The organism is Streptomyces sp. NPDC058457, from assembly GCF_042720695.1.
Taxonomy (GTDB): Bacteria; Actinomycetota; Actinomycetes; order Streptomycetales; family Streptomycetaceae; genus Streptomyces.
On the sequence record NZ_JBHXLU010000042.1, the window covers coordinates 1 to 15,360 of the forward strand.

A 15,360-nucleotide genomic window follows, 5' to 3' on the forward strand; every position below is an offset into this window, starting at 1 on the left:
CTTGATCTCCGTCGATCGCTCCCGGAGCGCCCTGCCTCCCCCCCCCCCCTTCACCCGCCACACCCCCTTCACCCCCGCGCGGCCCCCGGGCTCAACCCCCCCCCGCCCGGGCCCACGTTCGCAGGCGTCCCCGTTCAGTCGCGTACGGACACGCGCTCCGCCTCCAGGGAGGTGGACTTGGCGATCACGACGGTCTCCTGCGGACGCCGGGCCCGCAGCCCCGTGAGCGTGATCAGCAGCCCGGCGAGGGCCACGCCCGTGACCACCACGAACCCGGGACGGTAGCTGTCGAGCACCGCCTGCGGGGTCGCGTGGGCGGGCGCGCCCGCGGTGACCACGGCCGTGACGATCGCCAGGAAGATCGCACCGCCGACCTGCACCGAGGTGTTGAGGAGCCCGGAGACCATGCCCTGCTCGTGGTCGTCGACGCCGTTGGTGGCCTGGATGTTGAGGGACGGGAAGACCAGGGCGCAGGCGGCGCCGATCAGCAGCATCGACGGCAGAATCACCGCCGCGTAGACCGGGTCCAGGTCGACGCGCAGGAACAGGGCGTAGCCGAGGGCCATGAACGCGAAGCCGGCCGCTATCAGCCGCGGGGTGCCGAAGCGGTCCACGACCGCACCGACCTTGGTCGACGACACCGCCACCAGTGCGCCCGCGGGCAGGAAGGCCAGGGCGGTGTGAAGTGCCGACCAGCCGAGCACGGACTGCATGTACAGGGTGGTCAGGAACTGGAAGCCGACGTACGAGCCGAAGAAGGCGATCGCGCCGAACTGGGCGCGGACCTGGTTGCCCGAGCGCAGCACGCCGAGGCGGATGAGCGGGCCGGGGGAGCGGCGTTCGACCCGGACGAAGACGGTGAGCAGGACGGCGACCGCGAGGAAGGAGAGCAGGGTGCGGGCCGACGCCCAGCCGACCTGCGGGGCCTCCACGACGGTGAACACCAGGAGCAGCATCGAGGCGGTGCCGAGGACCGCTCCGGGGATGTCGTAGCCGTTGTGGTCGCGTTCGCGGGAGCTGCGCGGCAGCAGCCTGAGTCCGGCGACGAGCGCGATCAGGGCGATGGGGGCGGGCAGCAGCATGGTGAAGCGCCAGCTGGCCTCGGTGAGCAGGCCGGACAGCACCAGACCCATGGAGAAGCCGGTGGCTGCGCAGGTGGTGTAGATGGAGAGGGCGCGGTTGCGCAGCGGGCCCTCCGGGAACGTGGTCGTGATGATCGAGAGTCCGGCCGGCGCGGTGAAGGCCGCGCTGAGTCCCTTGATGAAGCGGCTGGCGATCAGCAGCGGGCCCGAGTCGACCAGGCCGCCGAGGAGCGAGGCGAGCGCGAAGACGCCGAGGGCCACGAGGAACACCTGGCGTCGGCCGAGGAGGTCGGCGGTGCGGCCGCCGAGCAGGAGCAGGCCGCCGTAGCCCAGGATGTAGCCGCTGACGATCCATTGCAGCGTCGAGGTGGTGAGGTGCAGGTCGGAGCCGATCGACGGCAGGGCGACGCCGACCATCGACACATCCAGCGCGTCCAGGAACATGGCGGCGCAGAGCACCAGCAGAGTGCCCCAGAGCCGGGGTGTCCAGCGTCCCTCGGAAGCGGGGGCGGTGAGCGGAGAGGTCATGACCCCAGACAGTACATGCACATGCATCGAATGCAAGAGCATTTAATTACGATGCAACAATCTCGTTTCTCTGCTACGGTGCCCGGATGGCGGCGACGAAGCCCGAGCAGGCGCTCGTGGAGCAATGGCGGGACATCCTGGCCCTGCACGCCCGCACCCAGTGCGAGCTCGACCGTGCCCTGCACGGCCATGGCCTGTGCGCCAGTGACTTCGAGGTCCTCGACCTGCTCTCCGACGGTCCGGCGCCGGACGGCGCCTGCAGCTTCCGGGTGCAGGAGATCGCCGAGCGGGTGCACCTCAGCCAGAGCGCGCTCTCCCGGCTGATCGCCCGCCTGGAGAAGGACGGCCTGGTCGAGCGGGCCATGTGCCCGGAGGACCGGCGGGGCGTTCGGGTGGCGCTCACCGGCAAGGGGCGCGCGCTGCACGGCGAGGTGCTGCCGGTGCAGCGCGCGGTGCTCACCCGGATGCTGGCCGCCGGATCCGGCTGAGCCCGGCCGGTCGCGGCGGACCGCCGGGGGTGCCGCGGACCGCCGGGCGGTTGCCGAACCGGGCGGTCAGATACCGGAGTTGGTCAGCCAGAGGCCGGCCAGTTCCGGGTCGCCGGTCACCGTCGGCACCGGCACCCGGTTCCACAGGGCCAGGTACAGCTGGTCGGCGGGACCGGAGAGTTCGGCGGTCGCGCCCCGGAGCGTGCCGAGTTCCGTGACCGGCGGTCGCGCCGACAGCCGCACCGTCCATGCCCCGTCCGCGTCCACCGTGCGCACCCCCAGTACCCGTGGGTGTTCGCTGCGGACCCGGCTGCGTGCGCGGGCGTGGAAGCCGCGCAGCAGTTCGTCGATGCCGTCGACCGCGAAGTCCGTGCCGACCGGGGACGCCGGGCCGCCCCGTGCGGCCTCGGCGTCGTACCGGTGGACGGTCGTCTCATGGGCCTGCCTGCGGAGCCAGAAGGCCAGCGGGGAGGGGACCGGGGCGGGGTGGAAGGTCCAGCACGTCACGTCCTGCGGTGCGCCGCCGAGGGTGTCGACGAGCCGGCGGTGGCCCTCCCTGTACCAGGCGGTCAGTTCGGTGCCGTCGATGCCCGGCGGGTCCGGGATCGGGCGGGGCGAGGTCTCGGCGTCGGCGACGACACCGGCGGCCCACCGGTGGATGGTGCCGGTGTGCCGCAGCAGGTCGCGCACCTGCCAGTCCGGGCAGGCGGGCACCGGGGCGTCGAGCCCCGCCTCCAGGGCGGCCGCGGCCAGCAACCGGCCCTCCCGGTCGAGGATCTCGAGGAACTCGGCAGTCTCCATGCCGTGAGTCTGCCGGATACGCGCCATGGAGATTGCCGCTAGCGCAGCAGGAACCCCACCGCGTAGCCCAGGGCGTTGACCGCCCAGTGCAGGGCCATCGGCGCCAGCAGGGAGCCGCTGCGATCCCGCAGCCAGCACAGCAGGCAGCCCGCCACGGCCGTGAACAGCACGGCGCCGATGTCCACCAGGACCGCCCCGGCGACCGAGTGCCCGAAGAGCGAACCCAGCGTCGGCTTGTCCCTGTTGAGGTTCAGCGAGGGCAGGATGTGCCAGAGGCCGAAGAGCACGGAGGAGAGGACGGCCGCCGTGGTGGCCGTGCGCAGGCGGCACAGCAGCGCGAACAGCACCCCGCGGAAGGCCGTCTCCTCCAGCAGCACGGTCCCCACGGGCACCGCGACCAGCGCCTTGAAGGCGATCTCCGAGCCGTTCAGCGCGTCCGTCCGCTGGTCCGCGAACAGCCCGCGGGTGACCGGCAGCAGGGCCGCGCACAGATAGACCGCCGCGACGATCCCGATCAGGGCCGCCGCCCAACGCACCCCGTCCGCAAGGGTGTTCCGGCCCAGCCCCAGCTCCGACCAGCTGCCCCCGGCCCAGAACAGCAGCCCCACCAGGACGGCCGAGGCGACGGCCGCGGTGAGCAGGATCCAGGAGCCGGCCCAGCGGTTGTCCAGCAGATTCGCCAGCACCAGGACGGCCACCACCGCCGCCACGGCGGTACGGGTGGGGAGCCGGGGGAGCGGCATGCCGGGCGGGGGGTCAGAACCCTGCCGGGTCGCGCGGCGGCGGGCAGATCGTGCGGCGCCCGCCGCCGCGCCCCCGGCCCGGTTCGGCGCCGACGACGGTGACCACCTCGAAGCCCGGCTTCCGCAGCGGGGTGCCGGTCCGGGTGTTGCGGCGGTGGGTGACGATCACGCCCGGATCCGGCCCGGGGAAGGCGAACACCCCGGCACCGGCCGTCGAGCCGACCAGCAGCGCGGTCGGCGTGGGCGGCCTCGGTCCGGCCGCGGGCGGTGCGGCCGCGGGCAGTGCGGAGCGGGGATTCTCGGTCGTCCGGGCCTGGGCCATGTCCACCACGATGGGATACCCCGCGAGGCTTTGCACCTTTTCCCGGAAGGGAGCGCGGTCCTGAAGGATCTTCCGGATGCGGCCGCGGGTGCGGTGGCCGATCGTGGTGCCGAGGTGGCCAAGTGAGCGGTGCGGGCAGGGCTCTGAATCGTGCGAAGGAATGGACCAGGCGGGCGGCGGAGCGGGTGCGCCGGTATGCGGGCCCCGACCGGGTGGTCCGGCGGCGGCCGTGCTGGGGCGGGATCGCGGTGGCGGTCCTGTGCTACTGCCTGTCCCTCACCCCGTCCCTGCTCCCACGGGCCTGGTGGCTCCAGGGACTCGCGGCCGGCGTCTCGGCGACCGTCGGCTACGCCGTCGGCGCGGTACTGGAGACCCTCGCCCGGCTGCTGCTGCGCTGGGCGGGCGCCCGCATCCGCCCGCGGCTCCGCCGTACCCTCTGGGCCGCCCTGGCCGTGCTGGGCGCCGCCGCGGTGGTCACCGTCACCGCCTGGAGCGTCCGCTGGGAGGGGCAGGTCCGCCGGGCCGTCACCCTGCCCCCGCACATCGTCTGGTGGCAGTGGGCGCTCGTCCCGGTGGTGGCCGCGCTGGTCGGGACGCTGCTGCTCCTGGCCGGCCGTACGGTACGGCTCGGCACCCGCCTCGCAGCCCGCGCGTTCGGCGCCCACCTGCCGCGCCCCGTCGCGTACGCCACCGGGGTCGCCCTCGCCGCGTTCGTGATCGTCGGAGTCGTCCAGGGCTTCCTGCTGCGCGCCGCACTGGACGCGATCGAGAGCGCCGCGTCCCTCGCCGACCAGGGCACCACCAAGGGCGTCCACCAGCCCGGCCTGCCCACCCTCTCCGGCAGCCCCGACTCCGCCGCACCCTGGGACACGCTGGGCGCCAAGGGCCGCGACTTCGTCGGCACGGCCACGCCCCGCGCCGACATCGCCGCCTTCACCGGCCGCCCGGCCGAGGATCCGGTACGGGTCTACGTCGGCCTGCGCTCCGCCGACAGCCTCGACGAACGCGCCGCTCTCGCCGTACGCGAACTCGAACGCACCGGCGGCTTCTCCCGCAGCGTCCTCGCCGTCATGGGCACCACCGGCACCGGCTGGATCAACGACCAGGGCAGCAAGCCCCTGGAGTACATGTGGGGCGGCGACACCGCGCAGGTCGCCATGCAGTACTCCTATCTGCCCAGCTGGGTCTCCGCGCTCACCGAGGACGAGGCCGCCGACACCGGACGTGCCCTCTTCGACGCCGTCTACGCCAAGTGGCGGACGCTCCCCGCCGGCTCCCGGCCCCGGCTCCTCGTCTACGGGGAGAGCCTCGGCTCCTTCTCCATGGAGTCCGCCCTGAACGGCTCCCTGTCCACGCTCGTCGCGGAGACCGGGGGCGCGCTGTTCGTCGGGCCGACCTACGACAACCCGCTGTGGATGAAGGTCACCGCCCAGCGGCAGCCGGGCAGCCCCGAATGGCGGCCCGTGGTCGACGACGGGGCGCATGTGCGCTTCGCGCAGGTCCCGGCGGACTACGGCATCCCGGCCGCGCCCTGGGGCGAGCCCCGCGCGGTCTACCTCCAGAACGGCTCCGACCCGGTCGTCTGGTGGTCGCCCGACCTCGCCTTCCGCAAGCCGGACTGGCTGGACCGGCCGCGGGCCCGGGACGTCTCACCGGCGATGCAGTGGTATCCGCTGCTGACGTTCTGGCAGGTGGCCTGTGACCTGGCCGGCGCCGACAGCGTGCCCGACGGATTCGGCCACCGGTACGGGACCCTGCCGACGAGCGCGTGGGCGGAGATCACGAGTCCACCGGAATGGACGGCCGCTGACACGAAGAGACTCGCCGGGGTACTGGAGTCGGTACGGGAACCGGGGCTGCTGGACTGAGGCGCCCCCGTGGCTGTCGTCGAGGGCGTGGACCAAGGCCCGGACGACACGGCGGGGCGGGCGGAGCCCTCGGTCAGTGCCCTGCCGTGTGCCGGGTCAGGAGTGCGATGACCGCGGCGGTGGCGGCGAGAGCGGCGACGGTGGTGAGGGCCGTGGGGAGGGAGATCCAGTCCGCCATGAAACCGATGGCGGGTGGCCCCAGGAGCATGCCGCCGTAGCCGAAGGTGGAGGCGATGGCGACTCCGTCGGGGCCGGCCAGCCTGCCCGCGCGCTCGACGGCGACGGGGAAGAGGTTGGCGAGGCCGAGTCCGGTGATCGCGAATCCGAGGAGGGCCGCCCACAGGGCCGGGGCGAGTGCGCCGAGCAGCATGCCGATCGCGGCGGTCGTGCCGCCGAACACCAGGGTCCGGGTCTGTCCCAGGACCTCGAGCAGCCGGGTGCCGCTGAGCCGGCCGACGGTCATGGCGAGGGCGAAACAGGAGTAGCCGATGGCGGCCGCGCCGGGTGCGGCGCCGAGGTCCTGCTCCAGGTGCAGGGCGCTCCAGTCGGCCATGGCCCCCTCACCGTAGGCCGTGCACAGGGCGATCAGACCGAACGTGACGACGAGCAGACGGGTTCGGGGTGCCGGGCGGTGCTGCGTGGATGCGGCCTGCGGTGCGTTGTCGTCGGGAGTGGTGGGAGGAGGGGTACGGAGGAGAGTGCGGCCTGCGAAGAGGGTGACCAGCAGGCCGATCGCGGTGAGGCAGAGCAGGTGCTGCGTGGGGGTCAGTACTCCGGCGATCAGTGAACCCAGGCCGGCGCCGGTCATGCCGCCCAGGCTGAAAGCGGCGTGGAAGCTGGGCATGACCGGGCGGCGCAGGGCTCGTACCAGATCGACCGCGGCGCTGTTGAAGGCCACGTTGATGCTGCCGTAGGCGCCGCCGAACACGAGCAGTACGGCGCCGAGGGCGAGGACCGAGTGGGTGAGCGGGGGCAGGGCGATGCTGAGGGAGAGCAGGACGGCGCAGACGACGGTCACGGGGTGGGCGCCGTAGCGGCGGCACAGCCGTCCGGTGAACATCATCGTGATCACGGCTCCGGCCGAGACGCCGAGCAGGGCGAGTCCCAGGGCACTGGCCGAGGCGCCGGTCTGTTCCTTGATGGCCGGGATACGGACGACCCATCCGGCGAATATGAAGCCGTCCATGGCGAAGAAGACGGTCAGGGCGATGCGGAGTCGGGTGAGGGCGTTGCCGGGCACGACGTTGTGCGTCCGGGTTTTGTTTATCAGCGGCACAAACTCAGGCTAGGTGAGGGCCGGGGCTGGGACAAGGGCGGCGAGCGGCGGGGGCGGGCTTGTCCCCGCCCCGGCTATCGGTGGAAGGAGATCCGCGTGACCAGGGGGAGGCGCTGCGATCAGGTGGACGACGTGGTCCGGTACGGAGAACGGGTGCCCTGGAGGGCGGCGAGGAGCTGGGCCGCGGTGGCGAAGCGGGACTGGGGGTGCCATACGGGCAGTCGTACGAAGGTGCGGTGCCCGCCGTGCGGCGAGAAGGCCGGACCGGCGGTGAGCCGGATGCCGCGGGCCAGGGCATTCTGCGCGAGGGCCACGGCGTCCCGGCCGGTGTCGGTCCACAGACCCGATCCGCCCACCGGCGTGCTCCACCGCCAGTGGGGCAGCTCCGTACGGAGCACCTCTTCGGTCACCGCGAACTGCCGGGCCAGGAACTCGCGGCGCAGCGCGCGCTGCCGGTCGGCCCGGGGCAGCAGGAGCAGTGCCGCCAGCCGGTCGGCGACCGGGCCGCCGAGGTCGATGCCGCCGCGCAGTGCGGCGAGCCGTCCGATGATCTCCCGGGGCGGCGGGCAGGTACGAGCCGTCGATCAGCTCGGCGAGCGCGCCCCGGAGCGGGACACTCACCGACGCCTCGCCACGCCACACGCCGAGCAGCCGCGCCACCCGCTCGGCGTCCTGGTCCGTCCGCATCGACCGCCCACCTCCCGGCTCGGTCCACCCGGCCTCGCCACCAGGTCCTGGTGCACCCGGCCTGGCCTTGGTCCACCTGGCCTTGGTCCACTCGGCCTTGGTCCACTCGGCCGTAAGTGGACCACACGCCACGCTCCCACCCCGCAACAATTCCTGGCACAGGGTTCGAAGGAGAGCAGGAGGCAGGCACGATGGCCACGGTCGTTCTCATCGGCACGATGGACACCAAGGGCGAGGAGTACGCCTGGATCGCCGACCGGGTGCGCGCCCACGGGGCGAGCACCGACGTCGGAGTGTTCTCGGAGTGCGCCGCGGACGTCACCTCCTCGGCGGTCGCCCGGGCAGGCGACGCCGACCTCACGGTGCTGCGGGAGGCCGGTGACCGGGGCGCGGCCATGGAGGCGATGGCCTCCGGTGCCGCCTCGGTGGTCCTCGCCCTGTACGCGGAGGGCCGGCTGGACGGTGTGCTCGCCGTCGGCGGTTCCGGTGGCTCGTCGGTCGCGTCCCGGGCGATGCGCGCCCTGCCGGTCGGGGTACCGAAACTGCTGGTCTCCACGATGGCCTCGGGCGATGTCTCGCCGTACGTCGGCGAGAGCGACGTGACGCTCATGCACTCGGTGGTGGACGTCGCCGGGATCAACTCCGTCTCCGGACAGGTCTTCGGCAACGCCGCCGCCGCGATCGCCGCGATGGCCGAGGCACAGGAAGCCCGTCGTACCGCACCGGCCGGCGGGCCGCGGCCCCTGGGCGGGGTGACGATGTTCGGCCTGACCACCCCGGCCGCCGACGAGGCGCGGGCGGAGCTGACCGCCCTCGGCTACGAACCGCTCGTCTTCCACTCCACCGGCGCCGGCGGCCGCGCCCTGGAGAAACTGGCGCGCGACGGCCGGCTCACGGGGATGCTCGACCTCACCACCACGGAACTCGCCGACGACCTCGTGGGCGGGGTGCTGAGCGCGGGCCCGCACCGGCTGGAGGCGGCCGGTGAACGGGGCATCCCGCAGGTCGTCTCGCTCGGGGCACTCGACATGGTCAGCTTCGGGCCGCGGGAGACGGTCCCCCGAGGGTTCGACGACCGGAGCTTCCTGACCCACAACCCGACGGTCACGCTGATGCGGACCACTCGGGGGAGAACGCCGAACTCGGCCGGCGGATCGGCACGAAGCTGTCCCGCGCCCACGGACCGGTCGCGCTCTTCCTCCCGCTGCGCGGGGTGAGCGGTATCGACAAGGAGGACGGCCCGTTCCGGGACGCCACGGCGGACGCGGAGCTCTTCGCGGCGCTGCGCGAGGCGCTCACCGGGTCGTCGGCCGAGATCATCGAGGTGGATCAGCACATCAACGACCCCGGGTTCGGGCGCGCCGCCGCCCGGCGGCTGCACCGGCTGATCACCTCCGACCGGTGAGGACCCCGACAACCGGTGAGGACCCCGACCCGCTCCCGTGGGTGGGCGAAGACGCGCGCCCGTGGGCGGATGGAAAGGACGTGAACATGGACCGGAGCACGGCACTCGAACGGCTGCGGAAGACCGTGGCGGCAGGACGGCCGGTCATCGGCGGCGGTGCCGGTACCGGCCTCTCCGCGAAGTCCGCCGAAGCGGGCGGCATCGACCTGCTGATCATCTACAACTCGGGGCGGTACCGGATGGCCGGCCGGGGCTCCCTCGCGGGCCTGTTGGCCTACGGCGACGCGAACGCCATCGTCATGGAGATGGCCGACGAGGTGCTCCCCGTGGTCAAGGACACCCCCGTGCTCGCGGGCGTCAACGGCACGGACCCGTTCCGGGTGATGCGCCGCTTCCTCGACCAGGTCAACGCGGCCGGGTTCACCGGTGTGCAGAACTTCCCCACGGTCGGGCTCATCGACGGTGTCTTCCGCCAGAACCTGGAGGAGACCGGGATGGGCTTCGGCCTGGAGGTCGAGATGATCGCGGCCGCTCACGAACGCGGCCTGCTGACCGCGCCGTACGTGTTCGACGCCGGCCAGGCCACCGCCATGGCCGAGGCCGGTGCCGATGTCCTCGTCCCGCACATGGGCCTGACCACCAAGGGCACCATCGGCGCCCACACCGCGCTCACCCTCGACGAGTGCGTCACCCGCATCCAGGCGATGCGGGATGCTGCGGTGGCGGTCAACCCGGACATCCTCGTGCTGTGCCACGGCGGCCCCATCGCGGAACCCGCGGACGCACAGTACGTCCTCTGGCGGACGGACGGAGTCGTGGGCTTCTTCGGCGCCAGTTCGATCGAACGCCTGCCCACGGAGACCGGTATCCGCAGGCAGACCGAGGACTTCAAGTCGATCAGCTTCCGATGAGTCCTACGACATCCACGACTGCGACGCCGCCGACGAGAAGAGGAACCGTGAGCGAATCCGAGGCGAGGACCCGCACCGGGCCTTCCGAACTGCCGACCGAGGTCTTCGACTGGGGAAGCATCAAGTGGGGAGTGAGCGCCGGTCTGTTCCCCGGGGCGCCGCTCACCGCGGGCGAGGTGATCATCAACCCCACCAAGGGACACGATCTGCACACACACCCGCACTCCGACGAGATGCTCTACTTCATCGACGGCGAGGGCGTCCAGACCGTCGGTGACTCGGGGGAGTTCCCGGTGGCGGCGGGGGACTTCGTCCACGTGCCCAGGGGAACGCTGCACTCCACCTTCAACACCGGCTGGCGGCAGCTGCGCGTCATCGCGGTCTACACACCGGGCGGCGCCGAGCTGGCCCTGCGGGAGCTGCCCGACTTCACCGCGCTGACTCCGGGCGTTCAGCCGGTCTGGGAGCGGGCCCGCTGAGCGGAGCGGCGCCCACCGCACCGCCGTCCCGCTGCCCCCGCCTCCCGGCGACTGCCGTGAGGTAGCCGCGCAGCATGACCTTCGCCTCGTCGAGGAGGGCCGTGTCGCCCTCGGCGTCGCGGCGGAAGGCCTCCTGGGCGAGCGCGTCGGCGGCGAGGACGGCGGCATGGCAGGCCCGGCCGAGCCCCTCCGGGTCATCGGCGATGCCGAGCGCGAGCAGCACCCGGCGCACCCCGTCGGCCATCCGGCGCTTGTGCTCCCGGTCCGCCGCCCGGGTCCGGTCGGTCAGGCCGCTGCCGAACCACAGGGCGCGGAAGCCCTGTTCGGTGCGGTAGAGCCCGGCGTAGGTGTCGATCAGCACGCCGACCGGGTCGGACCAGCGCTCGGTCGCCGCGCTGCGTACGAACTCCTCCATCACCGCTTCGAGCTGGGCGAAGTACGTCGCCGCCAGCGCGTCGATGATCGCGTCCCGGTCGGGCAGGTACTGGTACAGCGAGCCGACCGACACCCCGGCCTCCGCCGCGACCCGGGTGGTGGTCAGGGCCGGCACGCCCTCTGCGATCAGCACGCGCTCAGCGGCCTTCAGCACCCGCGCCAACCGGGCTTTGCTGCGGGCCTGTTGGGGAGTCCGGCGCAGCACGGCCCCGGTCTCCTCGGCGGTCGGCTCGCTCACCCGCGGCTCCTGGATCTGAACGTGACTTTGTTTCAGGTTTAGGTTAGCGTCGCGGCCATGACGGACTCAAGCTCCGCGCTGGTCCAGGAGCGGGCGGCGGTGGCGGACGTCTGCCGTCGCCTGGGAGCCGCGGGCCTGCTCATCGGTACGGCGGGAAACGTCAGCGTGCGGGTGGGGGACCGGGTAGCGGTCACCGCGACCGGCGCGGTGCTCGCCCAACTCACCGCGGGTCAGGTGACGGTGGTCGACCTGGACGGCAAGGTCGTCGCCGGGACCCTGCAACCGACCTCCGAACTCGACCTGCACCTAGGGGTCTACCGACGTTACGGCGCCGGTGCCGTCGTCCACACGCACGCCCCGATGGCCACCGCCCTCTCCTGCGTCCTCGACGAACTGCCGTGCATCCACTACCAGTTGCTCGCCCTCGGCGGCACCGTGCGGGTGGCGCCGTACGCCACCTTCGGCACCCCGGAACTCGCCGAGTCGGTGCTCGCCGCGCTCGACGGCCGCAGCGCCGCCCTGCTGGCCAACCACGGCTCGGTCACCGTCGGCCCGACCCTCGACAAGGCCGTAGAGAACGCCCTGTTGCTCGAATGGGCCTGCGGTGTCTACCAGCACGCGGCTGCCCTCGGGACGCCCCGCGTCCTGGACGAGCGGCAGCAACTCGCGGTGATCGAGGCCGCGATCGCCCGGAACTACGGCACCACCCGAACCCTGCAGGAGGGCAAGCCATGAGAGTCGTCACGATGGGCGTGCATGTGCTGGACGTGCTGGTCCGGCCGGTGGACGCGATACCCGAGGGCCAGGGCGCCACCCTGGTCGAGGACATCAGGATGACCGCGGCCGGGACCGCCGGCGGGACCGCGCTCAGCCTCGCCAAGCTCGGCGCCACCGTGCGGAGCGCCGGGGCCATCGGCGCCGACGCGACCGGTGACATGCTGGTCCAACTGCTCGGCAAGGCCGGGATCGACACCGGCTTCCTCGTCCGCCGCACCGACACCGCCACCTCGGCGAGCGTGCTGCCCATCCGTCCCAACGGCGACCGGCCCTCGCTGCACCTGCTCGGTGCCAACATCACCTACGGCGTCGACGACGTGCCCTGGGACGCCCTCGCCGAAGCCACTCATCTCCACCTCGGCGGGCCTGAGTTGATCGGTGTCGACGTCGCCGCGCGCATCCTGCACTTCGCCAAGGAGCACGGCGTGACGACCTCCGTGGACCTGCTCGCGCCCGGCGTCCTCGGCAGCTTCGAGCAGATCGCGGCGGCGCTGCCGTACGTCGACCACCTCCTCCCCAACGACGACCAGGTACTCGGCTTCTCCGGTGAGGACGACCTGGTGGCGGGCGCGAAGAAGCTGGTCGGTGCCGGCGCCGGGCTGGTCGCGGTCACCCGGGGCGGAGACGGCGCGCTGCTGGTCACCGCCGAGGGCGCCGAGCCGGTCCCCGCCTTCGAGGTCGACGTCGTGGACACCACCGGCTGCGGCGACGCCTTCTCGGCCGGATTCGTCTACGGCATCGGACTGGGCCGCACCCCGCACGACTCCGCCGTCCTCGGCAACGCCGTGGCGGCACTGGTCGCCCAGGGCCTCGGCAGCGATCACGGGGACTTCGACCTCGCCGCGGCCGACGCGTTCGCGGCGACGGCCGCCAGGCGTGCGTAGGAGAGGTGTCGGACCTGCGTGGAACGTGACGTCGGCCACGGTCGTCCCGGACGCCCGAGAGGTACCTTCCGTCCCTCGAACCACTGAAATCCTGCGGATATCCACTCGTCCCGGGCGTCTGTGTTCGGACAGAGTCCGGCAACAGCTCGGTTAATAACTGCTCGCTAGTTGGTTACCGGAGAGTGAGCGGGCCATGATGGCCCCATGACGTTGGCCTCGCGCGCTCTGGCGCAACTGGCGACCTGGCCCGACCTGACCCAGGCCGTACCCAGCTGCGGTCTGGGGCAGGCCGTGAGTTCGGTGGAGGGCGAGATCGCGCACTTCCACTCCGAGCGCGATGTGGACCTGCGTCTGACGGCCCACGCCATCCGGCACTTCGCCAAGGACCTCAGGAGCACGGGAGCGATCCGGATCGTCCCGGGTTCGCAGTGGGTGACCATACGCCTCGACGCCGCGAGCGACGTCGACCTGCTGCTCACCCTGGTGAGCGTGGCCCTCCAGGCCCACCAGAGCTGGCCCGACCCGGCCGACCGGCCCGTGTTCGGCTGCAACGACCAGCGGGGCGCGGGATTCGTCAGCGCGGACACCAGCGGGATGTGACCGGGAGCGGGGTCACCGGGGCGTACGGCGTCACACGGTCAGGACCCGGATCCCCGCCTCCTCGAACCGGCGCACCGCCTCCGGCGCCGCCGCCGTGTCCGTGACCAGCGTGTCCACCAGTTCCGCCGCGCAGATCCGGGCGAACGCCCGCTCGCCCAGCTTGCTGGAGTCGGCGGCGACGATCACCCGGGCCGCACGCTCGCACAGCAGCCGGTTGACCGCGGCCTCCGCCTCGTCATGGGCCGACGCCCCGTGCGTGACGTCGAAGCCGACCACCCCCAGCACCGCCACATCCAGGGTGATCTGACCCAGCACCCCGTCCGCGAGCGGCCCGATGAGTTCGTATGACTGCGGGCGCGCCACCCCGCCCGTCACCACGATCTTGAACTGGGGCCGCACCGCGAGCTCGTTGGCGATGTTGAGCGCGTTCGTGACGATCGTCAGCGCCGGTGCACCGGTGGCCAGGTCGCCCCGCACCGCCAGGGCACGGGCCACCTCCGTGGTGGTCGTGCCGCCCGTCAGCCCCACCGCCTCGCCCGGCGCGACCAGGTCCGCCACCGCCTTGGCGATCCGCTGCTTCTCCGAGGCCTGCCGGGCCGTCTTGTAGCGCAACGGCAGCTCGTACGACACCCCGTGGACCACCGCGCCGCCCCGGGTGCGCACCAGCATCTGCTGCTCGGCGAGCTGGTCCAGGTCCCGGCGGATGGTGGCCGCCGAGACCGCCAGCTCGGCCGCCGCCTCCTCGACGTCAAGGCGGCCGCGCTCGACCAGCAGCTCGAGCAGTGCCTTCCAGCGGGCGTCGCGCGACATCCGCCGCCTCCGTTCCTCGATCTTCCGGTGACCCTAGCGCACCTGACTTTGGGCGAAATGCTTGATTGTGATTGAAAGATGGCTCTATCTTGCAAGAACAATCACGTTGTCGCCCAGGGGAGGGACAGTGGTATGTCACATACCGCCAAGGAGCTGAACAGCCAGCCCGAGTGCTGGATACGAGCCGCCACCGAGGCCACCCGCCAGACACACGCGCTCCCGGCCCCGGGCGAGCGGGTGGCGATCGTCGGCTGCGGCACCTCCTACTTCATGGCCCAGTCCGCTGCCGTACTGCGCGAGTCCGCGGGGCACGGGGAGACGGACGCCTTCGCCGCCTCGGAGTTCCCGCACGGGCGGTCGTACGACCGGGTGCTGGCCCTCACCCGGTCCGGCACCACCACCGAAGTGCTGGACCTGCTGGGCGAGTTGAAGGGACGTGTGCGCACCACAGCGATCACCGCCGACCCCGGCACCCCCGTGACGTCGGCCGCCGACGACCTCGTCGTCCTGGACTTCGCCGACGAACGCTCCGTCGTCCAGACCCGGTTCGCGACCAGCGCGCTCACCCTGCTCCGCGCCCACCTCGGCCTGCACACCGACGCCGTGGTCGCCGACGCCCGCACCGCACTGTCGACTCCCCTGCCACCGGGGCTGGTCGAGTGCGCCCAGTTCACCTTCCTCGGACGCGGTTGGACCGTCGGACTCGCGAGCGAGGCCGGACTCAAGATGCGCGAGGCCTCGCTGTCCTGGACCGAGGCCTACCCGGCGATGGAGTACCGGCACGGCCCGATCAGCATCACCACCCGTGCCACCGCCACCTGGATGTTCGGCCCGGCCCCCGCCGGACTGGCCGAACAGGTCGGCGCCATCGGGGGACTGTGGATCCAGGGCGCCCTCGACCCGCTCGCCGAACTGGTCCGCGCCCAGCGTCTCGCCGTCGCCGTCGCCGCCGCCCGGGGTCTCGACCCGGACCGGCCGCGCCATCTCACCCGCTCGGTGATCCTCACCCCGTCCGGCGAGGAGTGA

The 15,360-nt window shown here is 72.5% G+C and carries 16 protein-coding genes and 1 pseudogene; 9 read left to right on the forward strand and 8 right to left on the reverse strand.

Annotated features, from left to right (window positions below):
* Positions 1–134: 134 nt before the first annotated feature.
* Positions 135–1,610: an MFS transporter gene (locus ACFWPS_RS28780; RefSeq protein ID WP_383709721.1), complete on the reverse strand. Its 1,476-nt coding sequence runs from the start codon at positions 1,608–1,610 to the stop codon at positions 135–137.
* A gap of 86 nt (positions 1,611–1,696) precedes the next feature.
* On the opposite strand from ACFWPS_RS28780, the gene ACFWPS_RS28785 reads away from it, so the two are divergent.
* Positions 1,697–2,098, forward strand: coding sequence for a MarR family winged helix-turn-helix transcriptional regulator (locus ACFWPS_RS28785; RefSeq protein WP_383709724.1), 402 nt, complete (start codon positions 1,697–1,699; stop codon positions 2,096–2,098).
* A 66-nt stretch (positions 2,099–2,164) separates the two neighbouring features.
* Here ACFWPS_RS28785 and ACFWPS_RS28790 read toward each other — a convergent pair whose 3' ends face one another.
* The 3 genes from ACFWPS_RS28790 to ACFWPS_RS28800 are packed head-to-tail and all read right to left on the reverse strand — an operon-like array spanning position 2,165 to position 3,964.
* Positions 2,165–2,899: a maleylpyruvate isomerase family mycothiol-dependent enzyme gene (locus ACFWPS_RS28790; RefSeq protein ID WP_383709727.1), complete on the reverse strand. Its 735-nt coding sequence runs from the start codon at positions 2,897–2,899 to the stop codon at positions 2,165–2,167.
* A gap of 38 nt (positions 2,900–2,937) precedes the next feature.
* Complete coding sequence (locus ACFWPS_RS28795; RefSeq protein WP_383709730.1) at positions 2,938–3,642, reverse strand: CPBP family intramembrane glutamic endopeptidase; 705 nt, start codon at positions 3,640–3,642, stop codon at positions 2,938–2,940.
* A gap of 13 nt (positions 3,643–3,655) precedes the next feature.
* The gene (locus ACFWPS_RS28800; protein ID WP_383709733.1) at positions 3,656–3,964 is read right to left on the reverse strand and encodes an arginine deiminase family protein; all 309 of its coding nucleotides are present in this window, start codon (positions 3,962–3,964) and stop codon (positions 3,656–3,658) included.
* Positions 3,965–4,086: 122 nt separating this feature from the next.
* Here ACFWPS_RS28800 and ACFWPS_RS28805 point away from each other — a divergent pair, with 122 nt between their 5' ends.
* A complete protein-coding gene (locus ACFWPS_RS28805; protein WP_383709737.1) occupies positions 4,087–5,832 on the forward strand; it encodes an alpha/beta hydrolase in 1,746 nt (581 codons plus the stop codon).
* 73 nt (positions 5,833–5,905) lie between these two features.
* Here the strand turns inward: ACFWPS_RS28805 and ACFWPS_RS28810 are convergent, their stop codons facing one another.
* Both ACFWPS_RS28810 and ACFWPS_RS28815 read right to left on the reverse strand, forming a co-directional pair.
* On the reverse strand, positions 5,906–7,108 hold the full coding sequence (locus ACFWPS_RS28810; RefSeq protein WP_383709740.1) for an MFS transporter: 1,203 nt from the start codon (positions 7,106–7,108) through the stop codon (positions 5,906–5,908).
* 119 nt (positions 7,109–7,227) lie between these two features.
* The gene (locus ACFWPS_RS28815) at positions 7,228–7,518 is read right to left on the reverse strand and encodes a hypothetical protein (protein WP_383709743.1); all 291 of its coding nucleotides are present in this window, start codon (positions 7,516–7,518) and stop codon (positions 7,228–7,230) included.
* A 495-nt stretch (positions 7,519–8,013) separates the two neighbouring features.
* On the opposite strand from ACFWPS_RS28815, the pseudogene ACFWPS_RS28820 reads away from it, so the two are divergent.
* From ACFWPS_RS28820 to ACFWPS_RS28830, 3 genes and pseudogenes are all read left to right on the forward strand, one after another.
* Positions 8,014–9,200: pseudogene (locus tag ACFWPS_RS28820) on the forward strand (Tm-1-like ATP-binding domain-containing protein).
* Between the two features lie 86 nt (positions 9,201–9,286).
* A complete protein-coding gene (locus tag ACFWPS_RS28825) occupies positions 9,287–10,111 on the forward strand; it encodes a phosphoenolpyruvate hydrolase family protein (RefSeq protein WP_383709746.1) in 825 nt (274 codons plus the stop codon).
* Positions 10,112–10,158: 47 nt separating this feature from the next.
* The gene (locus ACFWPS_RS28830; RefSeq protein ID WP_383709749.1) at positions 10,159–10,590 is read left to right on the forward strand and encodes a cupin domain-containing protein; all 432 of its coding nucleotides are present in this window, start codon (positions 10,159–10,161) and stop codon (positions 10,588–10,590) included.
* Here the strand turns inward: ACFWPS_RS28830 and ACFWPS_RS28835 are convergent.
* A complete protein-coding gene (locus ACFWPS_RS28835; RefSeq protein ID WP_383709752.1) occupies positions 10,541–11,263 on the reverse strand; it encodes a TetR family transcriptional regulator in 723 nt (240 codons plus the stop codon). The genes ACFWPS_RS28830 and ACFWPS_RS28835 overlap by 50 nt on opposite strands.
* A 57-nt stretch (positions 11,264–11,320) precedes the next feature.
* On the opposite strand from ACFWPS_RS28835, the gene ACFWPS_RS28840 reads away from it, so the two are divergent.
* The 3 genes from ACFWPS_RS28840 to ACFWPS_RS28850 all read left to right on the forward strand — a co-directional run bounded on the left by ACFWPS_RS28840 (position 11,321) and on the right by ACFWPS_RS28850 (position 13,524).
* Positions 11,321–11,998 carry a class II aldolase/adducin family protein gene (locus ACFWPS_RS28840; protein WP_217544821.1) on the forward strand — a complete coding sequence of 226 codons (678 nt, stop codon included), beginning with the start codon at positions 11,321–11,323 and terminating at the stop codon, positions 11,996–11,998.
* Positions 11,995–12,924, forward strand: a complete 930-nt coding sequence (locus tag ACFWPS_RS28845; protein WP_383709755.1) for a carbohydrate kinase family protein — start codon at positions 11,995–11,997, stop codon at positions 12,922–12,924. Before ACFWPS_RS28840 ends, ACFWPS_RS28845 begins: the two co-directional genes overlap by 4 nt.
* 204 nt (positions 12,925–13,128) lie before the next feature.
* A complete protein-coding gene (locus tag ACFWPS_RS28850; RefSeq protein WP_383709757.1) occupies positions 13,129–13,524 on the forward strand; it encodes a luciferase family protein in 396 nt (131 codons plus the stop codon).
* A gap of 30 nt (positions 13,525–13,554) precedes the next feature.
* On the opposite strand, the gene ACFWPS_RS28855 is transcribed toward ACFWPS_RS28850, so the two are convergent.
* The gene (locus tag ACFWPS_RS28855) at positions 13,555–14,334 is read right to left on the reverse strand and encodes a DeoR/GlpR family DNA-binding transcription regulator (protein ID WP_383709760.1); all 780 of its coding nucleotides are present in this window, start codon (positions 14,332–14,334) and stop codon (positions 13,555–13,557) included.
* A gap of 132 nt (positions 14,335–14,466) precedes the next feature.
* On the opposite strand from ACFWPS_RS28855, the gene ACFWPS_RS28860 reads away from it, so the two are divergent.
* Entirely contained in the window at positions 14,467–15,360 is an 894-nt protein-coding gene (locus tag ACFWPS_RS28860; RefSeq protein ID WP_383709761.1) for an SIS domain-containing protein, read from the forward strand.

Excerpts from the sequence above, each read along its gene's own strand:
- ACFWPS_RS28780 (WP_383709721.1), bottom strand. The coding sequence starts at position 1,610 with ATGACCTCTCCGCTCACCGCCCCCGCTTCCGAGGGACGCTGGACACCC.
- ACFWPS_RS28785 (WP_383709724.1), top strand. The coding sequence starts at position 1,697 with ATGGCGGCGACGAAGCCCGAGCAGGCGCTCGTGGAGCAATGGCGGGAC.
- ACFWPS_RS28790 (WP_383709727.1), bottom strand. The coding sequence starts at position 2,899 with ATGGAGACTGCCGAGTTCCTCGAGATCCTCGACCGGGAGGGCCGGTTG.
- ACFWPS_RS28795 (WP_383709730.1), bottom strand. The coding sequence starts at position 3,642 with ATGCCGCTCCCCCGGCTCCCCACCCGTACCGCCGTGGCGGCGGTGGTG.
- ACFWPS_RS28800 (WP_383709733.1), bottom strand. The coding sequence starts at position 3,964 with ATGGCCCAGGCCCGGACGACCGAGAATCCCCGCTCCGCACTGCCCGCG.
- ACFWPS_RS28825 (WP_383709746.1), top strand. The coding sequence starts at position 9,287 with ATGGACCGGAGCACGGCACTCGAACGGCTGCGGAAGACCGTGGCGGCA.
- ACFWPS_RS28840 (WP_217544821.1), top strand. The coding sequence starts at position 11,321 with ATGACGGACTCAAGCTCCGCGCTGGTCCAGGAGCGGGCGGCGGTGGCG.
- ACFWPS_RS28845 (WP_383709755.1), top strand. The coding sequence starts at position 11,995 with ATGAGAGTCGTCACGATGGGCGTGCATGTGCTGGACGTGCTGGTCCGG.
- ACFWPS_RS28850 (WP_383709757.1), top strand. The coding sequence starts at position 13,129 with ATGACGTTGGCCTCGCGCGCTCTGGCGCAACTGGCGACCTGGCCCGAC.
- ACFWPS_RS28855 (WP_383709760.1), bottom strand. The coding sequence starts at position 14,334 with ATGTCGCGCGACGCCCGCTGGAAGGCACTGCTCGAGCTGCTGGTCGAG.
- ACFWPS_RS28860 (WP_383709761.1), top strand. The coding sequence starts at position 14,467 with ATGTCACATACCGCCAAGGAGCTGAACAGCCAGCCCGAGTGCTGGATA.